We start from the raw sequence: 21,999 nt of genomic DNA, 5'->3' as shown, positions 1-21,999 counted from the left end.
GTCAGAAGTTCGACGCGCTGGCCGCGCACGCCAGTCAGGGCGAGAACATCTTCTTCCTCAAGATGGGCAAGGAGAGGTTCGGCGAGTTGATGGGCATGGAGACCTTCGTACGTGTCCAGGACACCACGGGCGCGGCCGTACCCGAGAAGGACCTCTTCGCCGGACTGCGCTGATCCGCCCGTCCGGCCGGGGCCTGGGGAAGCTCATGGTCCGTACGGCTCGATCGAGCGTGCTCGCCCACCCGGAGGCTTGTCCACGCGGGTTACGCTCCGGCAGCCCGCGACCGGGCCGGCAGGCCCTCGCCGGAGGCTTCGACCGGGGCCGACGCCCTTGCCGCTGGCGAGGTAGGCGCCTGGGCGGACCGTGGCCCGCGGGACAGCACCGCGGCGGTGGGGTTGGCACTGTTGGGCGAGGAACGCGCACGAGGCTGCGTTAGCTCGATCGTGTGATGGTCAGCTTCCGGGCTTGCGGGGGCGTGGGCCGTTCGGGCTACGGTGACCGTGCGATCTGGGACGCCGGGTACGGCGCCAGCGTGCGGGGCCCCCTTTCCACCAGCGAGATGGTCCGGGGCCTCCCCGTCGCCTCTGGCCGTATGCATATGGCCAGGTCGTGAGGGAACCGGCCTCCCGGGCTCGGACCACGGACAGGATCCGTGTCGCCACCCTGGGGTCGAGTACGCCGGGGCCCAGTGCGCCCAAGACCGTTCGGGGCGTGCGGCTGAACAGGCTCACTCCTGCTCAGTCTTCAGGAACGGTAACAAGCACGTCTACTACGTGCGTAACGAGCGCGGCGGCGAGCCTGGCAGTACGAAGGCGCTTGCCCGGCCTGCGGAATCGTCGGCGAGCCTGACTCCGTCGACCACTGCCTCGCCCCCGACCGGGAACATGTCGACTGGACCGTGCCCATGACCGTGGGCTGCGGCTCCTGTCGCACCTACTCCGAGATCAACCAGCCTGGCCCCGCGTCCGCCGGCGCTCGTGCCACCTACCTGCGCGACGTCGAGAGCGGTGCCGACCAGAGGGGCACCGCGACGCCTGCAGCGGCGCTACGAACCCAAAGCCAGCGACTTCCTTGCCTTCACCAGCAATTGGCTTTGTCCACGAGAACCGACAGCGCCCCCAGTGCGCCCCGCTGTCGCAGAGCCTCCACTCGGGAAGCCGAGATGTGACCCCGTGCAGCTCTGCGTAGTGTTCCGATGCGGTGGCGTCCGGCCACGGGGTCTCCGCAGAAAACCGTTTGGCGGACCACGGCAGTCACTGCTACGTTTCCGGAGGCCGTGCGAGAGAACGAGGAGGTGGTACCCGTGAACACAGTATCGACATGGGTGCTCCCCTCCGGGGTCACGGTCGGGCGATAGGTCGTCCGGGAGCGCCGTTCACGAGCACTCCCGAAAGGCACGACCATGCGATTCACTTCTGAACAGCGTCTCGACGACGGTGTCCTCGAGCGCGAATTCACCCTCGGCGAGATCCCCGGCATCCTGTGGACGCCCACTTCCGCATCCGCATCCGCACCGGCGCCGTTGATCCTGCTCGGCCCCCCTCCCCTGGGGCTGCGCAAGGTGTACCCCCGGCTGGTGGCCCGGGCCCGGCACTCCGCGGCGGAGGGCTTCGCCGCGGCCACCATCGAGCTTCCCGGGAGCGGTGACCGGCCCCGCCTGCCCGCCGCCGAGCAGGCCCGCGCCGACCTGCGTCGGGTGATGGAGGCCGGCGAGCCGGTCAGCGACGAGATCATCGACGCCCTCATCCTCCCGCTCGTCGAAAAGGCAGTGCCGGAATGGCAGGCAGCCCTGGACGCCCTCCTGTCGCTGCCCGAGATCGGCGGCCCGGTCGGGTACTCGGGGGGAGTGATCTCCATCGGTATCCGGCTTGCGGTGGTCGAGCCGCGCATCGTGGCCGCCGGTTTCTTCGCCGGGAGTCTCGTGCCTCGCGCCATGTTCGAGGAGGCCCGCCAGGTCACCATTCCGCTGCACGTCCTGCTGCAGTGGGACGACGAAGGGAACGACCGGCAGGCGGCCCTGGACCTGTTCGACGCCTTCGGCTCCAAGGAGAAGACGCTGCACGCCAACATGGGCGGGCACACCGGCGTCCCGCAGTTCGCGGGAGACGCCGCAGCCCAGTTCTTCACCCGACACCTGAAGTGACGCCGGGCCGTCAGGCCACCAGCAGACGGTAAGCCGTGTTGGCCAGGATGCTTCTCATCCAGGGGCAGGTCCCGGCGCTCCTCTGCTGAATGTGTCGCGGGCCTCTGCCAACTCGGCAGGGGCCCGCGCTGCCCGAAGCCATGCACTGTTCGACTTCTGCGGAGCTTCGAGTGCTGGCCAAACTCGTGTACAGGTGCTGTCGTCTCTCAGCTCTCGTGAACAAAGCCAACCAGCTGGTCGGAGGACAGGTCGTGGTGGGCGGTGACGCCGTCCATGATGTTGGCGACGTAGCCGGGTGCGACGGCGTTGACCCTGATGCGGTGGGGGCCCAGTCCGCGGCCAGGGTGCGTACGAGCTGGTTGATGCCGACCTTGCTGGCGGCGTAGGGCGCCAGGGTGGGGATTCCGACGAAGCCGGCGATGGACGACGTCATGGTGATGGAGCCGGTCAGACCTTCCCTGATCCAGTGGCGGGCGGCTGCTTGGGCGGGCTGGAACACGCCACACGCCGCGCAGATTGACCGTCAGGACGCGGTCCGATTCGGCGGGGGTGTAGTCGACGGCGGGCTTGATGATGTCGATGCCGGCGTTGCAGACCAGGTGATCGACACGGCCGAAGCGGGCCACTGCCTCCTCCATCAGACGCCGGGCCACGACTTCGTCCGTGACGTCACTGGGCAGCTGCGCCACGCCCGGCCGGTCGGCCGTGGGGGCAATACCGCTTGGTCAGCAGTCGGTACGTGGCCTCCGTCTCCTCGGGGTCCAGGCCGTTGACGAGTACACAGTCCTCCTGGTCCAGCAGGGCTCGGGCGATCGCCAGACCGATGCCACGGCTGGCCCCGGTGACGACCGCCACGGTCCGGGTGAGGTCGAACAGGTCGTTCATGCCGGTCGTGCCGCTCACCCGCTTCTCCTGGATCGATGCCCCAGTGTTGTTGGTCGGCCGAGGGTGGCCGCGGCCAGGTCGAGCAGATCGGGGACGCCCTGTCGCAGGGCCGGGGCGGCCGCCCCGACGGCCCCGCTGATGAACCGCTTGTGACCGTCGATCGGCCATCCGCCGTCGATACGGCGGCCGAGGTCGTCAGGGCCGACGGGTCCGATCCGGCACCGGGACGGGGCTCGGTCAGGGCGAAGCAGGACCGCACCGCACCGCCGCCGGCGGGGCTACCGACATCAAGCCGTCCAGGATTGAAGATCAGTAACGGCAACTGGAGGACTAAGCTGATGTAGCAGCCTGATGTCGTTAGTCTGGCGCCCTGACCGGCCGGAGTTCCGCGGAGATGAGCGGGAACAGGCCCAAGAGGAGGACATGTGACGGTCGAAGTGAACGACGTGCCCGGTGCGAACCGCTATGAGGCCCGCGTCGATGGAGAGTCCCGGGTCGCTGGTGTCGCGGAGTACATCCGTACATCGGAACTCGTTGCGTTCGTGCACACCGAGGTGGAGCCCGATTATGAGGGCAAGGGAGTCGGGTCCGCCCTGGTCCGCTCTTCTCTTGACGAGGCCCGCGCATCGGGGCTGCGCGTGCTGGCCACATGCCCGTTCTACGCGGGCTGGATCGCTCGCCACCCCGAGTACCAAGACCTGCTGTACCAGTCCCGCAGCAAAGTCAGTGACTGAACGCAGGTCGAACAGCCAAACGCGGAGTAGCAGGAGGCCGGCATGAGTGGCGGATCCGAGAAGAAAGCGTACGAGGGGCAATCGGTCACGGTCACCTTCGAGGCCAGGCGCTGCCTGCATGCCGCCGAATGCGTCCGTGGCCTGCCAGAGGTTTTCGACACGGCGAAGCGCCCGTGGATCCAGCCGGACGCTGCCACGGCCGACCGTCTGGCCGAAGTGGTGCGGCGCTGTCCCTCGGGCGCGCTGCAGTACGAACTCGCGGACGGCGGAACCGAGACCCCGGACCGGCCCACGCGGATCGTCCCCGGCTCCATCGGGCAGCTGGTCGTGCGCGGGGAGCTGAGCATAGACACCGCGGAAGGTCCGCGCACCGAGACCAGGGCGATCCTGTGTGCCTGCGGGCAGAGCGGCTACCAGCCGTACTGCGATCACTCGGGGCCTTGCGGTGAGTGATGGGCTGCTCGGCGCTACCTTCTCGGATGCTCCACGGGAGCAGTCGTTTGAGAAGGAGGGTGACCCGTGGCCGAGAAGTCGAAGAGTGAAGGCCGGACAGGTCTGCTGAACGGCTTCGCGGCATACGGGATGTGGGGCCCGTCCCCCTCTTCTGGCCCCTGCCAAGACGTCCCGCGCGTCACCGGGCCGGCATCGGCTGAGTGAGGTTCACCAGGTTGCCGTCGGGGCCTTCGGCTCGGGGATGACCTGCTGGTGCAAAGAGGAGGGTGGCGTTCGGCGCCTGGGCGCCGCACCTGCTCGAACCACTCGGCGTCCACGTACGGGGCGCGCCGCAACGCGGCCAGGTCATGCACCTGCGGCTGCCGGGGGTCGACACCGTGAACTGTCCCGTCGTCCTGCCGAAGTCATGGCACCACCTCCTGGCCTTCGGCGACTCGCGGGTCGTGGTGGGCGCGACGCGTGAGGACGACATGGGCTTCGACCACCGGATCACCGCGGCGGCCGGGGTAGCGGAAGTGCTCGGCGAAGCGCTGTCGGTCGCCGGTCGCCCCTGGTCTCGCCGATGGCACGCACGTGGAGACCCGCATCGGCTTCCGCCCGGTCGGCCCCGACATCAGGCCGCTGCTCGGCCAGGTGCCACAGGTGCCCGGCCTTGTCGTGGTCAACGGTCTTGGGGCGTCGGGACTGATGGTCGGCTCGTACGTGGGCTCGATCGCGGCACGGTCGGCCCGGCGGGAGGATGCGGGGATCGACCTGGCGCCTTACGGTCCGCTGCGCTGAAGGCCCTGCCCTGCCCGTTTGCTGAGGGGGAGGGGGGCGAAGCACCGCAGCCCGGGCAGGCGTGACGCGTGTCCGGGCTGTGCGGTTCAGTGGCGCTGTGGCTGTGGCTGTGGCTGTGGCCGTGGCCGTGGCCGTGGTGTCAGTGTCAGACGGAGAGTGCTTGGTCGAGTGCGTCGAGGCCGTCGCGGTAGATGCCGGCGAAGAGGTCGACGACCTCGTCGTCGGTGGCGTTGTCGGGGTTGAAGCGGCCGGACCACTGGACCTCGGCGATGTCGTCGCGGCCGGGAACGGTGTGGACCCGGATGGTGGAGACGTAGCCGTTGACCGGGAACGGGGCCTGGAGGATGGCGTAGCTGTAGTGGTGTTCAGCCTCGTTGAAGTCCACGAGGCGCTCGATGATGACCTCGCCGTTCGGGTTCTCCAGCCGACGGACCCGGCCGCCTTCGAGCAGGGTGCTCTCGGGGATGTAGGGGAGCCAGTCGGGCAGGGCGTCGAAGCCGCCGATGAGGCTCCAGACCTTGTCGGGGGAGGCGGGCACTATGCGGCTGACGGAGGTGGAAGCCATGATCTTTCTCCTGGATCCAGGTGCTGTGGTGGGGGTTTCGGGGTGTGTGGTCAGGCGCCGTTGGGCAGCGGGGCGGCCGGGCTGACCAGGCCGGCGGTGCGCAGCTCGTGCCAGAACGCGGCCGGAACGGTCTCGTTCAGGGCGGCGACGTCCTCGGCGATGCGGCTGGGCCGGGTCGCGCCGGGCACTGCGGCGGCGGCGACCGGGTGGGCGAGGGAGAACTGGAGGGCGGCGGCCTTGATGGAGACGCCGTGCTTCTGGGCCAGGGCCTTCAGACGGGAAACCTTCTCGATGATCTCCGGCGGGGCCTGCTGGTACTCGAAGTGGGCGCCGCCGGCGAGGACGCCGGAGCTGTAGGGGCCGCCGACGACCATGTCGACGTTCTGTTCCTGGGCCATGGGCAGCAGTCGCTGCAGGGCGTGCTCGTGGTCGAGGAGGGTGTAGCGGCCGGCGAGGAGGAATCCGTCCGGCTGCGGCTCGTCGAGGGCGAGGGTCAGCTCGATGGGCTCGGTGCGGTTGACGCCGAGGCCCCAGGCCTTGATGACGCCCTCGTCGCGCAGCCGGGACAGCACCCGGAAGGCTCCGGTACGGGCCTCCTCGAACTTCTGCAGCCACAGGTCGCCGTGGAAGTCCTGGGCGATGTCGTGGACCCAGACGATGTCGAGCCGGTCGGTGCCGAGCCGCTTGAGGCTGTCCTCGATGGAACGCTCGGTGGCCTCGGCGGTCCACACGTGGAGCATCTTGTTGGGATTGCCGTGCTCGAACAGGCCGCCCTTCTCGCCGAGGTCGCGGGCACCCTCCTCCAGCTCGTCGAGGATGACCCGGCCGACCTTGGTCGACAGGACGTAGGCGTCGCGGGGCTTGGTGGACAGGACCTCGCCCAGGCGGGACTCCGAGAGGCCGGCGCCGTAGAACGGGGCGGTGTCGTAGTAGCGGATGCCCTGGTCCCAGGCGGCCTCGACCGTGGCGGCGGCCTCCTCGTCGGGGATCGCGCGGAACATGTTGCCGAGCGGGGCGGTGCCGAAGCCGAGTCGGCCGGGAAGGATTTCCTTGAGGGACATGACGGTGCCTTTTCGATCAGTGGAGCCGGGGTGCGACGGCATCCCCGGCGCGGGGGTGAGGCATGAGTGAACGGATGCCTCTGCGGTTGGCGGCGCTGTCGGCGGAGCCGTGGCAGTGGATGCACGGTGGCGTCTGCCGGAGCCAGGTGTGCGGCAGGTGAATGCAGAAGCGTCTTACTAGTGAGAACAATAATTGCAGACGCTATGTAATGCAAATGGCTGCCACACAGGGGCCGGTCGATCGGCCTTGTCGTCCGCAACGGCCCTGCGCCGGGGCGCGCTGCCGATCGTGTTGCCGGACGCGCAGAGGAGAGGGAACCGGACGGAGCGGACCGCCACCGTGGATCACTCCGTGCGCGCGTCGGGTGCGAGCCGTCCGGCACGGGTATACCGCCACCATGCGGGATGCCCGTTTCAGGGCCATGCCGCGGGACACGGCCGGCTGCGTCGTCTTGGTCGTCCCGTCGTGCACCATGTCCGTCGGCGTCCGAACGCCGGCCTCGCTGCTGACGAAGATCACGCGGCCCCACTCGCGCCGGGCCATCCGTGGCGTGTAGTGGCGTGCCAGGCGCACGCCGGAGAGCACTCGACGAGCGCTGCCCGCATCAGGAAGCGACCGTGCCGGCCGCATCGGTCCCGGCCGCCGTGCCGGGGGAGGGGAAGTGCGGCAGGACCGTTTCGGCGAGCTCATGGAGGATCTCTTCCAGAGGGCGGTTGCCCGGACGGAGGTTGAAGGAGACATGGGCGACGCCGAGTTCGCCCATCGCCCGCAGATGGTCGATCAGAGCCTGGTGGCCGGTGCGCAGCCCGAGCCGGATCGGGGTCGCCGCGGTGGAGGGGTCCCCGGTGAGGTCCAGCTGCATGGGGGTGAGGTACGGCTTGGACGCGCCGACGGTCAGCTCCCGCCACTCCCGCGTCTTGAGGCGCAGAGCCTCCAGTGGACGCGGGTAGTTGAGGGACGCGTCCGCGTTCTGCGAGATCCACTCGGCCGACTGCTGGGCGTGCCCGGCGATGGCGAGAGGCACGGACGGGCCCGTCGGCTTGGGCAGGACGTCCAGACGACGGTCGGCGTCGAGACCGAGCTCGGGCAGCTCCATGCCCGCACCGTCGCGGTGCCGGGCCCACGCGGCACGCAGGATCTCCACACCCCTGCGGAACGTGGCACCGCGGCCTTGGAAGTCCTCCCCGAACAGGGGGTACTCGACAGGCCGGTCCCCGCTCGCGAGGCCCAGGACGAAGCGGCCGCCGGAGAGCACGTCGACCGTGGCGGCGGACTTGGCGACCAGCAGCGGCTGCCGCAGCGGCAGGACGACGGCCGCGGTCCCGAGCACGGCCCGCTCGGTCACGGCCGCGAGGTGCCCGAGGTGCGTGAACGTCTCGAAGACGGAACCGGCGTCGCCGAACTGCTCGGGATCGTAGAGGGGGACGTCCCGCACCCAGAGCCCGGCGAAGCCCAGCTCATCCGCCAGACGGGCGAGTTCGGCATGGCGGGTCAGGTCCGGGACACCGAAGGGGCGGCCCGCGGCCCGGTCGGCGCGCAGCCGGGTCGCGCCCCAGTCGTTGTCGAGGGGCAGCTCGAGGCCCAGAGTCGGCAGGTTCGCGGCGTTCACGAGCCGGTCCAGGGCGGTGGGGGCGACGGACATGACAGACACAACTTTCGGAAGAGCAGCGACGACGCTGGGCGACGCGGAGGTGACGCGGGGCGACACGGAAGTCACGCGGGGCGACGCGGAGGTGACACGGGGACGCGGAGGTACGGAGTTCGACGACGTTCGGGCTCGCGCGGGCGGGACCTGCCATCCACACCCACGCGAGCCGTGGCAACCCGGCGGGAGGGCGCGGAACGCCGCCCCGTCCGGGCCGGTCGGAAGGGTCAGTTGAGCTCGTCCGGGTGGGGGCCGGTGCGCAGGTCGCGGTCGAGGGTGGCGATGGTGGCCATCTCGTCGTCGGTGAGGGTGAAGTCGAAGACGTCGAGGTTCTCGCGGATGCGGGCGGGCGTCACCGACTTGGGGATGACGACGTTGCCGAGCTGGAGGTGCCAGCGCAGGACGACCTGGGCGGGTGACTTGCCGTGGCGGGCGGCGATCGTGGTGATCGCCTCGTCCTTGAGGACGGCGCCCTGCGCCAGCGGGCTCCACGCCTCGGTGGCGATGCCATGCTGGGCGTGGACGGCGCGCAGCTCGCTCTGCTGGAGGCCGGGGTGCAGCTCGATCTGGTTGACCGCCGGGACCAGGTCGGAGCCGGCGATGAGCCGGTCGAGGTGCGCGGGCTGGAAGTTGGACACGCCCGCGGCGCGGACCCGCCCCTCGGCGACGAGCTTCTCGATGGCCTTCCAGGACTCGCGGTACCGGTCGCGGGCCGGGGTCGGCCAGTGGATCAGGTACAGGTCGACGTGGTCCAGGCCCAGCTTGGCGAGGCTGGCGTCGAAGGCCCGCAGGGTTGCGTCGTACCCCTGGTCGGCGTTCCACAGCTTGGTGGTGACGAACAGCTCCTCGCGGGCGATCCCGGAGGCGGCGAGGGCGCGGCCGACGCCGGTCTCGTTGCCGTAGATCGCGGCGGTGTCGATGCTGCGGTAGCCGGCATCCAGGGCGGAGCTCACCGCGGCGGTGGTCTGGTCGTCGGGGACCTGGAAGACGCCGAAGCCGAGCTGAGGGATCTCGACGCCGTTGTTGAGGGCGACGGTGGGGATGACGGACGGTGCCATGGTGCGTGTGGCCTTTCAGACGGAACAGGTCGTACGGGTCGTACGGGTCGTACGGGTGGAGAGGGTGTAGCGGACGGTCTGGGCGCCGATGAGACCGTCACGGAAGACGAACGTGTCGACGCCGTCGATGACCTCGTGGGTGGCGGTGGTGGCCGTCCACTGCAGGAACAGCACGTCTCCGGCGAACCGCGGAGTCAACTGCCAGTCGGCGTCGGGGAGATCGGCCAGGAGACGGCCGATTCCCTCCCGTACGCCCTGGTGACCCGTCAGGGTTGCCTCGGGGGTGACGAAGACGGCGTCCTCGGTGTAGTTCGCGGTGATCAGGTCGAGGTCCCCGCTGCCGAGCCGCTTCCCGTGGTCGGCGAAGACTTCCTGTGGGGTACGGGACATCAGGACAGCTCCTCGACGGCCGCGACGGCGAAGCAGTGGTCCTGCTCGGGGGCGCCGCCGCCGACGCCGATGGCGCCGATGAGGCGGCCGTCGCGGTGGACGGGGACGCCGCCGGCGATGAACAGCAGCGGCTTGTCGAGCGCGGTGGGCAGGGAGTGGAACGGCCCCTCGGGCTTGACGAGGTCGACGAGGTCCGCGGTCGGCGCGTCGAGCTGCAGGGCGGTGTAGGCCTTGCGGGTGCTGGTCTCGCCGGAGATCAGCACCGCCCGGTCGTCCCGGCGGAAGGCCAGCAGGTGCCCGCCCGCGTCGAGGACGGTGACGCTCACGGTGACTCCCGCGGCGTCGGCGGCGCGGCGCGCGGCGGTGACGAGGACCTCGGCGTCCTGCGTGGTCAGCGGGGCGACGGGGATGGTGGTGCTCATGACGGATTCCTTCGCGGGTGGGGGGATCGGGTCGGGGATCAGACGGGGGATCGGGCGTGAGCGGGAAGGCTCGGGCTGCGGTGGCGCGTCCAGGTCAGTGCAGGACGGTTTCCGGCGTGCTCCGGCGCCCGACGGACCCTGCGACGACGCGTTCGGCGGTGTGGGTGCGGCGGTGGAGGTGGGCGGCGAGAAGGGCGAGCAGCAGGGCTGTGCCGGAGAGGATGGCGCCGACCCAGTTGGGGGAGGTGTAACCGAGGCCCGCGGCGATCACGACACCGCCGAGCCAGGCCGCGAGGGCGTTGCCGAGGTTGAAGGCGCCGATGTTGGCGGCGGAGGCCAGGGTCGGAGCGGTCGAGGCCTGGTCGAGCACCCACTTCTGCAGCGGCGGGACGGTCGCGAAGCCGAGGGCGCCGATCAGGGAGAGGGTGATCGCGGCCGGCACCTTGTTGTGGGCGGTCGCGGTGAACAGCAGCAGCGCGGCGGTGAGGGCCGCGAGGGTGGTGATGAGCATCGGCATGAGCCTGCGGTCGGCGAACTTGCCGCCGAGGAGGTTGCCCAGGAACATGCCGATACCGAAGAGGACGAGCAGCCAGGTCACCGCGCCCTCGGTGTAGCCGGCCACCTCGGTCATCATCGGGGTGATGTAGGTGATCGCGGCGAAGACACCGCCGTAGCCGAGGACGGTCATGGCCATGGCCAGCCACACCTGCACGTTGCGGAAGGCGGCGAACTCGGTGCGTACGGTCACCGAATCGGGTCGGCCCATCTCGGGCACCAGCTTGGCGACGCCGAGGAAGCCGATGACGCCGAGCGCGGCGACGATGACGAACGTGACGCGCCAGCCGGCGGACTGGCCGATGTACGTACCGCCGGGGACACCGACGATGTTGGCCACGGTCAGGCCCATGAACATCATGGAGATGGCCGAGGCCTTCTTCTGCGGAGCGACAAGGTCGGCTGCGACCACGGAACCGATGCCGAAGAACGCGCCGTGCGCCAGGGAGGCCACGATCCGGCCGATGAGCATGACGCCGAAGCTCGGTGCGAAGGCGGACAGCGCGTTGCCTATGACGAACAGCGTCATCAGGAACATCAGCATCTTCTTGCGGGACACCTTGGTGCCGAGAACGGTCAGGAGCGGCGCGCCGAACACGACGCCCAGGGCGTAGCCGGAGACCAGCCAGCCGGCGGCCGGGATGGTCACGCCGAAGTCGCCTGCGACCTGGGGCAGCACACCCATGATCACGAATTCGGTGGTGCCGATCCCGAAGGCCCCGATGGCGAGGGCCAGGAGCGCGAGAGGCATGGGGAGCTACCTTCCAAGTGATTGCGGTGGACGCTTACGTCACACGACAATAATTGCACACGCTGCATAAGGCAAGCGCGCACTGAGGGGGTGTGCATGTATCGTCGCGTGCAACTATTGGGAGGACGGCCCGAAGAAGGAGGCCCCCATTGACTGCTGCTGCCCCCGCGCTCACCGCTCTGGCTCAGGGCTGGAGCGCGCTGTCTCTGCTGCACGGAAGGATCGAGTCCCACCTCGAACGCGCCCTGCAGGCGGGTCATGGCCTGAGCGTGCGTGAGTACTCGCTCCTCGACGTCCTCGGCCGCCAGCACGACGGGGAGGGCGGACACCTGCAGATGAAGCAAGTCGCCGACTCCGTCGTGCTCAGCCAGAGCGCGACGACCCGCCTGGTCACCCGCCTCGAGGAGCGCGGACTCCTGGAGCGCTACCTGTGCCCCACCGACCGGCGCGGGATCTACACCGACGTCACCGAGGCCGGCCTCAAGCTGTTCGGCGAAGCCCGCCCGACGAACGAGGCGGCCCTGCGTGCGGCACTGCGGGAAGCCGCCGAGGACCCCCGGCTGGAACCTCTGGTGCGCACCGTCGAAACCTCGCGGACGGCGGCGGTGGCCGCCGTATAAAGGCGATCACCTCAACGGATACGGCGGACCCGAGGTGCTGCGGCTTGCCGACCTCCCGGACTCGAAGGCGGCCCCCGGCGAGGTGCTGATCCGGGTGAAGGCCGCAGGAGTCGACAGTGTCGACCGGAAGCTTGGCGAAGGCCGCCTCGACTCGGTCATGGAGACGCACTTCCCCCTGACATCCGGCTGGGACGTGGCCGGCGTGGTCGAGCGGGTCGGTTTCGACGTCGCTCGTGTTCCGCAGCGTGGCCGACTGTCTGACGGCGATGCTCCGCAACCACATGGAATCGACGGCGACATCAGTGCTGGCCGTGGCCTTCGCAGAGCCCTTCCACCACGGGCTCATCCCGTTCGCCGAACTCACCGAGGGGCGACAACGTCTCCTCGAGGCATGGGGAGAACCGGCCCTGGGGCGCGTGCGGGAAGCGGTTCGAACAGAGCCTTCGAAGCCGGCTGCCCGACAGCAGGGCGGCCCTGCGCCTCTACGTGGGACTTCCGGACGACGGCCACGACGACGCGAGCGAATACATCTGGGGTTGAGGCTCGGCGATCACGGCCTGCACGGCGGCACAGGCGGGTTCATGACATGTCATGTTTCCGCCACCGATGCCTACTTGTCGAGAGCATGATAATAGTCCTTTGTTATCTCAGCGGACAAACTCCGTCCGCTGTCGACCTTGAACCAGCGCAGGTCGGCCCCAGCTCACCAGCAGGGAGTCAAACAATGCGCACTTCGAGGCACTTCAGACCGGGCGCGCGGAAAACCTCCGCGCGCCTGGCCGCTTTAACCGCGGCTGCCGTCGCCGCCTTGATGGTGGGCCTGCCCACCGCCCAGGCCTCCCCCGGCGCTACGGCAACTGCTCCGCGCGCCTCAGCCGAGACGCACCCCGGGGCGGAGCAGGTCTGCAGCACGCCCAAGAAGGGTGAGGTCAGCTGCTTCGCGCTGCGCCGCACCGACATCAAGGGCATCAAGGGCATACAGCCGAACGCGAGTACGCCGAACGGCTTCGGCGCGTCTGACCTGCAGAGTGCGTACAACCTGCCGTCGAACGGCGGCGCGGGCCAGACGATCGCCATCGTCGACGCCTACGATGACCCGACCGCCGAGGCGGACCTGGCCGTCTACCGCCAGCAGTACGGCCTGCCCGCCTGCACCACCGACAACGGCTGCTTCAAGAAGATCGACCAGCGCGGTGGCACCAACTACCCGTCTCCCGACACCGGTTGGGCAGGCGAGATCTCGCTCGACCTCGACATGGTCTCCGCGGCCGCGCCCAACGCACACATCCTGCTGGTCGAAGCCGACAGCGCCAGCTTCGAGGACATCGGCGCCGCCGTCGACCAGGCGGTCGCACAGGGCGCCAAATACGTGTCCAACTCCTACGGCACCGGCTACAACAGCACACCGGGCAGTGGTGAGGACCCGTCCGAGACCACGGATTTCGACGCCCACTACAACCACCCGGGCGTGGCGATGGTCGCCTCCTCGGGCGACAGTGACTACGGCGTCTCCTACCCGGCCGTATCGCAGTATGTGACCGCGGTCGGTGGCACCGCCCTGACGCGGGACACCACCAACAGCCGTGGCTGGTCCGAGTCGGTGTGGCACAACAGCTACGGCGGTCCGGGCTCGGGCTGTTCGCTGTACGAGCCCAAGCCGGCCTTCCAGACCGACACCGGCTGTGACATGCGCTCCGTCGCCGACGTCGCCGCGGTCGCCGACCCGGTCACCGGCGTCTCGGTGTACCAGACCTACGGCGGCTCAGGCTGGGCCGTGTACGGCGGCACCAGCGCCTCGTCGCCGATCATCGCGGGCGTGTACGCCGTGGCCGGCACTCCGGCCGCGGGCAGCTACCCGAACGCGTACCCGTACGCGAACCCGTCCGCGCTCAACGACGTGACACAGGGCACCAACGGCAGCTGCACCCCTGCCTACCTGTGCAACGCCGGAACCGGCTACGACGGGCCGACCGGCCTGGGAACCCCCAACGGCACCGCCGCCTTCCGCAGCGGTCCGCACGGTGAGGTGTCCGGCAGCGTCACCGACAGTTCCGGGAAGGCACTCGCCGGCGCCTCCGTTGTGGCCGGTGACTACCGGGCGACCGCCGACGCCCAGGGGCACTACAGCATGACGGTGCCGCCCGGCTCCTACGACGTGACCGCGTCCGCCTACGGATACAAGTCCAAGACGACCGCCGGCGTCACCGTCGTCGAGGACGGCACGGTCAAGGCCGACTTCGCACTGGCCGCGGTTCCCCGGCAGACCGTCAAGGGCAAGGTGACCGACGGCTCCGGCCACGGCTGGCCGCTCTACGCGAAGATCTCCGTCGACGGCATGCCCGGTGCCCCGGTCTTCACCGACCCGTACACCGGCGAGTACAGCGTCGACCTGCCTGAGGGAGCGGACTACGCCCTGCACGTCACCGCCGTGTACCCCGGCTACAAGGCCGTCACCAAGCAGGTGACCGTGGGTGACTCGGCGCAGACCGTGAACGTCTCGGCCGAGGTGGACGCCCAGGCGGCCACGGCCGCCGGCTACGAGGTCAAGCTGGCCGGTCCGACCGAGCCCTTCGACTCCACCGCGGCTGCCCCCGAGGGCTGGTCCATCGTCAACGCCGACGGCACCACCGGCGGCTGGGCCTTCGACGACTCCGGCAAGCGGGGCAACAAGACGGGCGGCTCCGGCGGCTTCGCCATGGTCGACAGTGACCACTACGGCAGCGGCAAGAAGCAGGACAGCTCGCTGATCAGCCCCGTGTTCGACCTGACCGGAAACACCAGCCCCCAGCTCTCGTTCGACACCGACTACAAGAGCTACAGCGGCCAGGCCGCCAACATCGACGTCACCACGGACGGCGGCGCCACCTGGACGAACGTCTGGAACCGCACCACCACCCTCACCGGCCCGGCCCACGTCGAGGTTCCGCTGACGGCCTACGCCGGCAAGACCGACGTGCAGCTGCGGTTCCACTTCACGGGCACGTGGGGCTACTGGTGGGAGCTCGACAACGTGTTCGTCGGCAAGCGGACCTACGAGCCCGTCAACGGCGGTCTGGTCGCCGGTACCGTGAGCGACGCCAACACCGGCGAGGGCGTCGTCGGCGCCATCGTCGTCAACGCCGACGCATCGCAGGACAAGGCCACCACGTCCGCCACCCCGGACGACCCGGCGCTCGGCGGCGGTTTCTACTGGATGTTCACCCCCAACACCGGCAGCCACACCTACACCGCCTCCAAGGCGAAGTACGGCGACCAGGCCAAGACCGTCGACGTGGTGGCGGACACCACCAACAAGGCGACCTTCAGCCTCAAGGCCGGCAAGCTGGCGTTCACCCCCGGCTCGGTCGCCAAGACGCTCGAGTGGGGCACGAAGGGCACCCAGGACCTGACGGTGAAGAACACGGGCGGGGCGCCCGCCGGCCTCACCCTGGGTGAGCAGCCGGGTGGCTTCACGATGCAGTCCAAGGGCGGCGCGCCGCTCAACCTGGTGAAGGGCGACTACTCCCCGCTCTCCATGGCCAAGAAGGACGACGGCAAGAAGGAGCCGGCCGCAGTGGCCAACGCGGCCGGCGACGCCTGGCAGCCGGTGGCGAACCTGCCGACCACCCTGCAGGACAGCGCGGTCGCCGTCGACGGCGGCAAGGTCTACTCCGCCTTCGGCTACACCGGCAGCGCAGACACCAACGCGCTGTACGCCTACGACCCCGACAGCGGCTCCTGGTCCAAGCTGGCCTCCGCGGCCGACACCCGTGAGGGCAACCCGGCTCACGGCTTCATCGGCGGCAAGCTGTACGCGGTCGGCGGCTGGGGTGCCAGCGGCAGCCCGGACTCCAAGCTGGAGGTCTACGACCCGGCCTCGAACAGCTGGTCCACCAAGGCGTCCTCGCCCAAGCCGTACGCCGGTTCGGGCAGCGCGGTCCTCGGCGGCAAGCTGTACGTCGTCGGCGGCTGCACCGCAAGCGCCTGCGGCACCACGGACGTCACCGTCTACGACCCGTCGTCCGACAGCTGGTCACAGCTCGCCTCCTACCCGGAGTCGATCTCCTGGCAGGCCTGCGGAGGCATCGACGGCAAGCTCTACTGCGCCGGCGGCAGCAACGCCTCGGGCTCGGTGAAGCACGCCTACGTCTACGACCCGGCAGCCGACGCGTGGTCGGCCGTGGCCGACCTGCCCATCGACCTGTGGGGCTCGGCGTACACCGCGGCCAACGGCCTGCTGCTGGTCTCGTCCGGTGTCACCAACAACAGCAGCGCCATCACCAACCAGGGCTTCGCCTTCGACCCGGGCACCGGGAACTGGACCGCCCTGCCCAACGCCAACAACTCCGTCTACCGCAGTGGCAGCGCCCCCGGCTTCTACAAGGTCGGCGGCAACCCCGGTGGCAGCTTCACGCCGCCGGTGGCCACCGTCGAGGTGCTGCCCGGCTACGACCAGACCGGCTCCTCGGACGTCAGCTGGCTGTCCACCTCCCAGCAGAAGGTGACGCTCCAGCCCGGGGAGAGCACCACGATCACCGTCAGCCTGGACGCCACGGTCGACGAGATCACCCAGCCCGGCGACTACGCCGCGGCACTGACCGTCCAGACCGACACCCCGTACTCCGGCGCCGACGTCGACGTGAAGATGCACGTCAATCCGCCGAAGGACTGGGGCAAGTACACCGGCACCGTGCTCGGCGAGGACGGCAAGGGCGGCACCGCTCCGCTGGCCGGAGCGACCGTCCAGATCAACGCCGCGTCGACGAGCTACACCCTGCGGACGGCCAAGGACGGCACCTACGCCCTGTGGTTCGACACCCGCCTCAACCCGGTCACCGTGATCGTGTCCAAGGACGGCTACAAGCCGGTGACCACCACGGTGAAGCTCAAGAAGGGAGGCACGACGATCGGCAACTTCACGCTGAAGAAGAGTTAGTGCCCCCGTTCGCGTGAAGACAGCACGGGCCGGTCCCTCGGGGCCGGCCCGTGTGCCGTATCCGGCGGGTAGCCCCCTGTGCGGTTCGGCAGGAGGCCTTCAACGTCCGGTGGAGTGCGCGCGGGTTCCCGTGGCGTTGCGCGACGGTGGTGGTGTCGGCGCGGCGCGAGGTCGGTGTAGGAGGCTCGGCCGTCCTCGATCAGTGCGGTGATCAGCTGGTGGTCGAGGGGCTGGGGGACGGGCCGGGTGGGTGCCGCGGCCATGTTGGTCCGCAGGCTGGTCGGTTCGGTCTCCGTCAGCAGGCCGCCGCTCCAGAGGGTGGCGGCGATGGCGCTGATCCGGTTGGGCCGGCAACGGATGCGCAGGGCCGGCGGAATCAGTTCGGGGAAGTGCACGGGGTCGCGTAGGGCCGTGGCCCGCAGCGTGCCATCGCCGGACGGCGGTGCCGCATGGCGTACGACGGTGCGCTGCGAGATGCCCAGGACGCGGCCGACCCTGCGCCAGGAAGCGCGCGGGGCGACCGGTAACGCGGCGGCGATCCCCTGCCCCTTCCACCCAGTTGATGGCGTACTTTCTCCATAGTTCGATATCTCATGTCTTTCTTCCTCGATTTGAATGGCCTTTTCTGGCTCAGATTCTCGTTCCTGCTTAGAAACGTCTCAGAGCAACCGAGGCGAGAGAGAGCAGGTGAGCACGATGACCGGTATCGCGCACACGGTGGTGGACACCGATCGGGGCAAGGTCAGGGGAGTCGCGGAGGGCGAGGCGGTCTCCTTCCGGGGAATCCCTTACGCCGCGTCGCCGGTCGGCGAGCTCCGGTTCGCGGCGCCGCAGGCGCACCCGGGCTGGACGGACGTGCGGGACGCGGCGCAGGCTGGACCGTCTGTGCCGCAGGCGGCCTCCCGGCTGGAGAAGGTGCAGGGTCAGCGCGTGCCGGACTGGAACGAGGACGGCAGCCTGACCGTCAACGTCTTCACTTCGCGTCGGGCGCTGGAGGACGGCGTGGCCCGGCCGGTCCTGGTGTGGTGGCACGGCGGCGGTTTCACCAGCGGCTCCGGCGGCTGGGACTGGTACGACGGCGGCCGCCTCGCCGCGCTGGGCGACATCGTGGTCGTCACGGCCAACTACCGTGTGGGGCCGCTGGGTTACCTCTACCTCCCGCAGATGGGCGCGGCCAACCTCGGCCCCCAGGACCAGGCCGCCGTTCTGCGCTGGGTGCGGAACAACATCGCCTCCTTCGGCGGCGACCCGCGTGCGGTCACCGTCGGCGGGCAGTCCGCCGGCGCGTACTCGGCCCTGTCGCTCGCGCTCGACCCCGCGACGAACGGATCCATCACCCGGGTGCTGCTGCAGAGCGGCCCCTTCGGCCTGGACCCGCAGGATCCGCACCAGGCCGCCGAGAACGCCGACGCCTACCTGCGCCTGCTGGACATCCCGGCCGGCACCGACCCCGCCAAGGCCCTGCGTGCCCTGCCGGCCGAGCAGTTGCTGGACGCCTACGGCCGCCTCTCCGCGCAACTCGCGGCTCCGGGCAACGCCGCACCGCCGATGTACCCGGTCCTCGGCGCCCCCGGCATGCCCCGTACCCGGCGACAGGCGCTCAAGGACGGCGCTTTGGAAGGCAAGGCGCTGCTGATCGGCACCACCCGAGACGAGGCGACGGCCTTCTTCGCCTTCGACCCGCGCATCCAGAACCTCACCACCGACACCGCCCTGGACGTGCTCACCGCCCAGGCGGGCCGACAGGCCTCCCTGGACGTCTACCAGCAGCACGCCGCCCGCCTCCCACAGGGGACACCGGCGCAGATCTTCACCTCGGTGCAGACCGACGGCCTCTTCCGCAACGGCTCACTGGAGATTGCCGACCACCACGCGGCCGGCGGCAACACCACCTACGTCTACCAGTTCGACTACGCCCCCGCCGAGGACCCGTACGCCCTGGGCGCCACCCACTGCGCCGAACTGCCCTTCCTCTTCGACACCTTCGACGCCTACCCCGACAGCCCCATCCTCGTCGGGGCCGACGACACCCAGCGCGCCCTGGGCCACGAATTCGCCACCGCCGTCGCCGAGTTCGTCACCTCCGGAACGGCCAGTGACTGGACGCCCTACGCCCCCGCGACCGCCGCCCGCATCCGCCACTTCGGCTGAGGCAGGAGGCCGCCACGAATCACAATTCCCGGTGCCCCGCACCTCGGGGGCACCGGCCATCACGTGGAGCGGGGGACGGTGGACACACCGGGGCACCGCCGTCTTGTGCCCGCCGCCCGGGTGAACCCCAGCAAGTGCCCAGCGGTGCAAGCGGTGCCCGACACGTCTTGAGGCCACGGCTAATCGGTCCACTTTGCCGTCACTGGCCCTGTTCCGATCGCTTGAACTCCCGTTGGGATGGACCTGCGTCCCGCCGGAAGGCGGGACGCGCGAAATCCGCTGCAGCCGCTACTGAGAGGCCTTCGATGACCATGCCGCGCACCCGCTCGTTCGCACAGGTCGACGTGTTCTCCACGATTCCCTACAGCGGCAACCCGGTCGCGGTCGTCCTGGACGGGACAGACCTGACCGACGAGGAGATGCAGCGCCTGGCGCGCTGGACGAACCTGTCCGAGACCACGTTCGTACTGCCCCCCACCGCCCCGGAAGCGGACTACCGGCTGCGGATCTTCACCCCGGGAGGGGAGCTTCCGTTCGCCGGGCACCCCACCCTCGGCTCCGCCCGCGCCTGGCTGGACGGCGGCGGCACGCCACGCCACGCCGACCACATCGTCCAGGAGTGCGCCGCCGGCCTGGTCACCGTGCGCCGTGGCACGGACACGCTGTCTTTCGCCGCGCCGCCTCGGGTCCGCGACGGCGCGCTCGATGACACCTATCTGAACGAGGTCGTCACCGCGTTCGGCATCACGACTGACCGGGTCGTGGCCCACCAGTGGGTCGACAACGGACCGGGCTGGGCCGTGCTCCAGCTGGCCACGGCCAAAGAGGTTCTCGCGCTCGAACCCGACCTGGCCCTCATCCCGACCGCGATGGTCGGCGCGATCGGCGCCTACCCCGAGGGATCCGAGTACGACTTCGAGTTGCGCACCTTCGCCCCCGGCGCCGACGTGCCCGAGGACCCGGCGTGCGGCAGCATGAACGCCGCCGTGGGGCAGTGGCTCACGTCCAGCGGCGCCGCACCCTCCGCCTACCGGGTCTCCCAGGGCGCGAGGCTGGGCCGGGCCGCCAGCATCGAGGTCACCGCGGATGCGGACGGCACGGTCTGGGTCAGCGGCGCCGCCACCGTGTGCATCCGCGGCGCCGTCACCGTCTGACCCGCCCGCCGCCGTGTGTACGCCGGACCGCCTGGGTCAGGAGGGGAGCGTCCTGCGGTGTCGGGCGAGAGTGTCTTCATGGTGACGTAGCCGGTCACCGTGGCCACGCCGGGCAGAGCGGCCAACTGGTCGGCGTGGAAATCCTCGTAGGCGGGCAGGTCGGCGACCTCGACCTGGAGCAGGTGGAAGTTGTTTCGAGCCCAGCCAGAATCGACCGGTCCACCTCGTTCACGGCGGCAGATTATTGCTCCGGAGGCATGAATACCACAATCGTACGCCAGCCCTGCGCGCAATTTGCTGCCAAAATTGCTCGGAACTGTTCGCATCGGAGCGCCCGTCGGTGACGCTTCATGGCGTCATACCGAGGTCCACGGAAGGGCAGCCATGCCGGGCAACAGCACCATCACCGTCCACGCCGATCGCGAAGTCCATCCCAGCCGGGCCGTGGCACCGCCCATCTACCAGACGGCGGCGTTCTGGGCCGAGGACGGGGAGACGTTCGCACAGGGCGCCGTCGAACCGCGGGGCAAGGACTTCTACACCCGCTTCGGCAACCCGAATCACGCGCAGGTCGCCGCCGTGGTCGCGGAACTGGAGAACACCGAGGCGGCCATGGTCACCGCGTCCGGGATGGCCGCGGTCACCACGGCCGTACTGGCTCTGGTGTCCACCGGTGACCACGTCATCGGGCAGCAGTCCACCTACGGGGGCACGGCGTCGGTGCTGCTCAACCTGCTGCCGCGCCTGGGGGTGTCGACCACCCTGGTCGACCAGACCGACCCGGAGGCGTTCGCGAAGGCGCTGACCCCGCAGACCCGCCTGATCCTGGTGGAATCACCGAGCAATCCGCTGCTGCAGATCACCGACCTGCGGGCCGTCGCGGACCTCGCCCGCGCGCACGACGTGCTCACCCTGGCGGACAACACCTTCGCCACGCCACTGAATCAGCGGCCGACGGACCTCGGCATCGATCTGGTGTGGCACAGCGCGACCAAGTACCTCAACGGTCATACCGACGTCTCCGCCGGGGTGATCGCCGGGCGGGCCGAACTCCTGGACCGGATCTGGGACGTCGGCCTGCTCACCGGTGCCACGCTCGGTCCCATCGACGCATGGCTGCTGCTGCGGGGCATGCGCACCCTGCCGCTGCGGGTGCCGCGGCACAACGCCAACGGCCTCGCGCTCGCCAAGGCGCTGAGCGAGCACCCGGCCGTGGCGAAGGTGCACTATCCCGGCCTGGCCACCCACCCGCAGCACCAGCTGGCCGCCGACCAGATGAGCGGCTTCGGCGGCGCGCTGGCCATCGAGTTCGCCGGCGGATTCGAGACGGCCGACGCCTTCCTCGGCAAGCTGCGCTACTCCCGCCGGTCGGCCAGCCTCGGCGGCGTGGAATCGCTGGCCGTCCACCCGGCGTCCATGTGGCGCGGGATGCTCAGCGAGGAACAGATCGCCGAGTCGGTCCCGCTGGGCCTCGTCCGTCTGGCCGCGGGCACGGAGGACACCGACGACCTGGTCGCCGACGCACTCGCCGCCGCCGACGCGGTGAGCACCTGAGCGACCGTGTGTGCGGCGGCATGATCCGTTGCACGCCTGCCGGGACTTCCGCGCGCCCCACTCCTCTCTCACCGTGGCCGAGGCCATGCGCGTGCCAGGACGCCGCGAGCCCAGCCGACGGCGTGCACCGTGCGCCGCCGACCGCACGTCGTCGGCGATCGT

18 protein-coding genes and 6 pseudogenes are annotated in these 21,999 nt (G+C 69.9%); 12 read left to right on the top strand and 12 right to left on the bottom strand.

Annotated features, from left to right (window positions below; all coding sequences use genetic code 11):
* Both ACWD5D_RS37495 and ACWD5D_RS37490 read left to right on the top strand, forming a co-directional pair.
* A pseudogene (locus ACWD5D_RS37495) lies at positions 1 to 173 on the top strand (PIG-L family deacetylase); the annotation flags it as partial.
* Positions 174 to 1,402: 1,229 nt separating this feature from the next.
* On the top strand, positions 1,403 to 2,143 hold the full coding sequence (locus ACWD5D_RS37490; protein WP_451377272.1) for an alpha/beta hydrolase: 741 nt from the start codon (positions 1,403 to 1,405) through the stop codon (positions 2,141 to 2,143).
* A gap of 10 nt (positions 2,144 to 2,153) precedes the next feature.
* Here ACWD5D_RS37490 and ACWD5D_RS37485 read toward each other — a convergent pair whose 3' ends face one another.
* The 4 genes and pseudogenes from ACWD5D_RS37485 to ACWD5D_RS37470 form a co-directional block, all read right to left on the bottom strand.
* Positions 2,154 to 2,642 carry an SDR family oxidoreductase gene (locus tag ACWD5D_RS37485; RefSeq protein WP_451377271.1) on the bottom strand — a complete coding sequence of 163 codons (489 nt, stop codon included), beginning with the start codon at positions 2,640 to 2,642 and terminating at the stop codon, positions 2,154 to 2,156.
* Positions 2,643 to 2,715: 73 nt separating this feature from the next.
* Positions 2,716 to 2,796, bottom strand: a pseudogene (locus ACWD5D_RS37480) (hypothetical protein); the annotation flags it as partial.
* Positions 2,797 to 2,812: 16 nt separating this feature from the next.
* The gene (locus tag ACWD5D_RS37475; protein ID WP_451377270.1) at positions 2,813 to 3,046 is read right to left on the bottom strand and encodes an SDR family NAD(P)-dependent oxidoreductase; all 234 of its coding nucleotides are present in this window, start codon (positions 3,044 to 3,046) and stop codon (positions 2,813 to 2,815) included.
* 98 nt (positions 3,047 to 3,144) lie between these two features.
* Positions 3,145 to 3,305: pseudogene (locus ACWD5D_RS37470) on the bottom strand (acyl-CoA dehydrogenase family protein); the annotation flags it as partial.
* Positions 3,306 to 3,453: 148 nt separating this feature from the next.
* On the opposite strand from ACWD5D_RS37470, the gene ACWD5D_RS37465 reads away from it, so the two are divergent.
* The 4 genes and pseudogenes from ACWD5D_RS37465 (at position 3,454) to ACWD5D_RS37450 (ending at position 4,995) form a co-directional block, all read left to right on the top strand.
* On the top strand, positions 3,454 to 3,762 hold the full coding sequence (locus ACWD5D_RS37465; protein ID WP_451377269.1) for a GNAT family N-acetyltransferase: 309 nt from the start codon (positions 3,454 to 3,456) through the stop codon (positions 3,760 to 3,762).
* A 42-nt stretch (positions 3,763 to 3,804) separates the two neighbouring features.
* Positions 3,805 to 4,215 (top strand): (4Fe-4S)-binding protein, encoded by a 411-nt coding sequence (locus ACWD5D_RS37460; protein ID WP_451377268.1) that lies wholly within the window; start codon positions 3,805 to 3,807, stop codon positions 4,213 to 4,215.
* A 66-nt stretch (positions 4,216 to 4,281) separates the two neighbouring features.
* A pseudogene (locus tag ACWD5D_RS37455) lies at positions 4,282 to 4,376 on the top strand (EamA family transporter RarD); the annotation flags it as partial.
* A gap of 412 nt (positions 4,377 to 4,788) precedes the next feature.
* Positions 4,789 to 4,995: a hypothetical protein gene (locus ACWD5D_RS37450; RefSeq protein ID WP_451377267.1), complete on the top strand. Its 207-nt coding sequence runs from the start codon at positions 4,789 to 4,791 to the stop codon at positions 4,993 to 4,995.
* 145 nt (positions 4,996 to 5,140) lie between these two features.
* Here ACWD5D_RS37450 and ACWD5D_RS37445 read toward each other — a convergent pair whose 3' ends face one another.
* From ACWD5D_RS37445 to ACWD5D_RS37415, 7 genes are all read right to left on the bottom strand, one after another.
* Positions 5,141 to 5,560 carry an SRPBCC family protein gene (locus tag ACWD5D_RS37445; protein ID WP_451377266.1) on the bottom strand — a complete coding sequence of 140 codons (420 nt, stop codon included), beginning with the start codon at positions 5,558 to 5,560 and terminating at the stop codon, positions 5,141 to 5,143.
* Positions 5,561 to 5,610: 50 nt separating this feature from the next.
* A complete protein-coding gene (locus tag ACWD5D_RS37440; RefSeq protein ID WP_451377265.1) occupies positions 5,611 to 6,621 on the bottom strand; it encodes an aldo/keto reductase in 1,011 nt (336 codons plus the stop codon).
* A gap of 605 nt (positions 6,622 to 7,226) precedes the next feature.
* On the bottom strand, positions 7,227 to 8,264 hold the full coding sequence (locus ACWD5D_RS37435; RefSeq protein WP_451377264.1) for a TIGR03571 family LLM class oxidoreductase: 1,038 nt from the start codon (positions 8,262 to 8,264) through the stop codon (positions 7,227 to 7,229).
* A gap of 230 nt (positions 8,265 to 8,494) precedes the next feature.
* Positions 8,495 to 9,325 (bottom strand): aldo/keto reductase, encoded by an 831-nt coding sequence (locus ACWD5D_RS37430; protein ID WP_451377263.1) that lies wholly within the window; start codon positions 9,323 to 9,325, stop codon positions 8,495 to 8,497.
* Positions 9,326 to 9,340: 15 nt separating this feature from the next.
* Positions 9,341 to 9,715, bottom strand: a complete 375-nt coding sequence (locus ACWD5D_RS37425) for a nuclear transport factor 2 family protein (protein WP_451377262.1) — start codon at positions 9,713 to 9,715, stop codon at positions 9,341 to 9,343.
* Positions 9,715 to 10,137 carry a GlcG/HbpS family heme-binding protein gene (locus ACWD5D_RS37420; protein WP_451377261.1) on the bottom strand — a complete coding sequence of 141 codons (423 nt, stop codon included), beginning with the start codon at positions 10,135 to 10,137 and terminating at the stop codon, positions 9,715 to 9,717. The genes ACWD5D_RS37425 and ACWD5D_RS37420 overlap by 1 nt, the downstream gene beginning before the upstream one ends.
* A 94-nt stretch (positions 10,138 to 10,231) precedes the next feature.
* On the bottom strand, positions 10,232 to 11,443 hold the full coding sequence (locus tag ACWD5D_RS37415) for an MFS transporter (protein ID WP_451377260.1): 1,212 nt from the start codon (positions 11,441 to 11,443) through the stop codon (positions 10,232 to 10,234).
* Positions 11,444 to 11,592: 149 nt separating this feature from the next.
* Here ACWD5D_RS37415 and ACWD5D_RS37410 point away from each other — a divergent pair, with 149 nt between their 5' ends.
* The 5 genes and pseudogenes from ACWD5D_RS37410 to ACWD5D_RS37390 all read left to right on the top strand — a co-directional run bounded on the left by ACWD5D_RS37410 (position 11,593) and on the right by ACWD5D_RS37390 (position 20,283).
* Complete coding sequence (locus ACWD5D_RS37410) at positions 11,593 to 12,063, top strand: MarR family winged helix-turn-helix transcriptional regulator (RefSeq protein WP_451377259.1); 471 nt, start codon at positions 11,593 to 11,595, stop codon at positions 12,061 to 12,063.
* A pseudogene (locus ACWD5D_RS37405) lies at positions 11,969 to 12,289 on the top strand (alcohol dehydrogenase catalytic domain-containing protein); the annotation flags it as partial. The gene ACWD5D_RS37410 and the pseudogene ACWD5D_RS37405, both read left to right, overlap by 95 nt.
* Positions 12,290 to 12,874: 585 nt before the next feature.
* On the top strand, positions 12,875 to 16,978 hold the full coding sequence (locus tag ACWD5D_RS37400) for a carboxypeptidase regulatory-like domain-containing protein (RefSeq protein ID WP_451377274.1): 4,104 nt from the start codon (positions 12,875 to 12,877) through the stop codon (positions 16,976 to 16,978).
* A 696-nt stretch (positions 16,979 to 17,674) separates the two neighbouring features.
* Entirely contained in the window at positions 17,675 to 19,129 is a 1,455-nt protein-coding gene (locus ACWD5D_RS37395; protein ID WP_451377258.1) for a carboxylesterase/lipase family protein, read from the top strand.
* Positions 19,130 to 19,434: 305 nt separating this feature from the next.
* Positions 19,435 to 20,283 (top strand): PhzF family phenazine biosynthesis protein, encoded by an 849-nt coding sequence (locus ACWD5D_RS37390; RefSeq protein WP_451377257.1) that lies wholly within the window; start codon positions 19,435 to 19,437, stop codon positions 20,281 to 20,283.
* Between the two features lie 83 nt (positions 20,284 to 20,366).
* On the opposite strand, the pseudogene ACWD5D_RS37385 reads toward ACWD5D_RS37390, so the two are convergent.
* Positions 20,367 to 20,609 (bottom strand): annotated as a pseudogene (locus ACWD5D_RS37385) (Lrp/AsnC ligand binding domain-containing protein); the annotation flags it as partial.
* Between the two features lie 58 nt (positions 20,610 to 20,667).
* Between ACWD5D_RS37385 and ACWD5D_RS37380 the strand changes: the two are divergent.
* Entirely contained in the window at positions 20,668 to 21,837 is a 1,170-nt protein-coding gene (locus tag ACWD5D_RS37380; protein ID WP_451377256.1) for a trans-sulfuration enzyme family protein, read from the top strand.
* The last annotated feature ends 162 nt before the right edge of the window (positions 21,838 to 21,999 follow it).

The sequence above is a fragment of the Streptomyces sp. NPDC002520 genome, from assembly GCF_053595235.1.
Note: the sequence above shows the minus strand (reverse complement) of the source record. Positions and strands in the feature narration are given on the sequence as shown.

Bases quoted from the DNA above. Each gene is read 5' to 3' on its own strand.
- ACWD5D_RS37380 (WP_451377256.1), top strand. From the start codon at position 20,668: ATGCCGGGCAACAGCACCATCACCGTCCACGCCGATCGCGAAGTCCAT.
- ACWD5D_RS37435 (WP_451377264.1), bottom strand. From the start codon at position 8,264: ATGTCCGTCGCCCCCACCGCCCTGGACCGGCTCGTGAACGCCGCGAAC.
- ACWD5D_RS37490 (WP_451377272.1), top strand. From the start codon at position 1,403: ATGCGATTCACTTCTGAACAGCGTCTCGACGACGGTGTCCTCGAGCGC.
- ACWD5D_RS37395 (WP_451377258.1), top strand. From the start codon at position 17,675: ATGACCGGTATCGCGCACACGGTGGTGGACACCGATCGGGGCAAGGTC.
- ACWD5D_RS37400 (WP_451377274.1), top strand. From the start codon at position 12,875: ATGGTGGGCCTGCCCACCGCCCAGGCCTCCCCCGGCGCTACGGCAACT.
- ACWD5D_RS37415 (WP_451377260.1), bottom strand. From the start codon at position 11,443: ATGCCTCTCGCGCTCCTGGCCCTCGCCATCGGGGCCTTCGGGATCGGC.
- ACWD5D_RS37390 (WP_451377257.1), top strand. From the start codon at position 19,435: ATGACCATGCCGCGCACCCGCTCGTTCGCACAGGTCGACGTGTTCTCC.
- ACWD5D_RS37460 (WP_451377268.1), top strand. From the start codon at position 3,805: ATGAGTGGCGGATCCGAGAAGAAAGCGTACGAGGGGCAATCGGTCACG.
- ACWD5D_RS37430 (WP_451377263.1), bottom strand. From the start codon at position 9,325: ATGGCACCGTCCGTCATCCCCACCGTCGCCCTCAACAACGGCGTCGAG.
- ACWD5D_RS37425 (WP_451377262.1), bottom strand. From the start codon at position 9,715: ATGTCCCGTACCCCACAGGAAGTCTTCGCCGACCACGGGAAGCGGCTC.
- ACWD5D_RS37420 (WP_451377261.1), bottom strand. From the start codon at position 10,137: ATGAGCACCACCATCCCCGTCGCCCCGCTGACCACGCAGGACGCCGAG.
- ACWD5D_RS37440 (WP_451377265.1), bottom strand. From the start codon at position 6,621: ATGTCCCTCAAGGAAATCCTTCCCGGCCGACTCGGCTTCGGCACCGCC.
- ACWD5D_RS37445 (WP_451377266.1), bottom strand. From the start codon at position 5,560: ATGGCTTCCACCTCCGTCAGCCGCATAGTGCCCGCCTCCCCCGACAAG.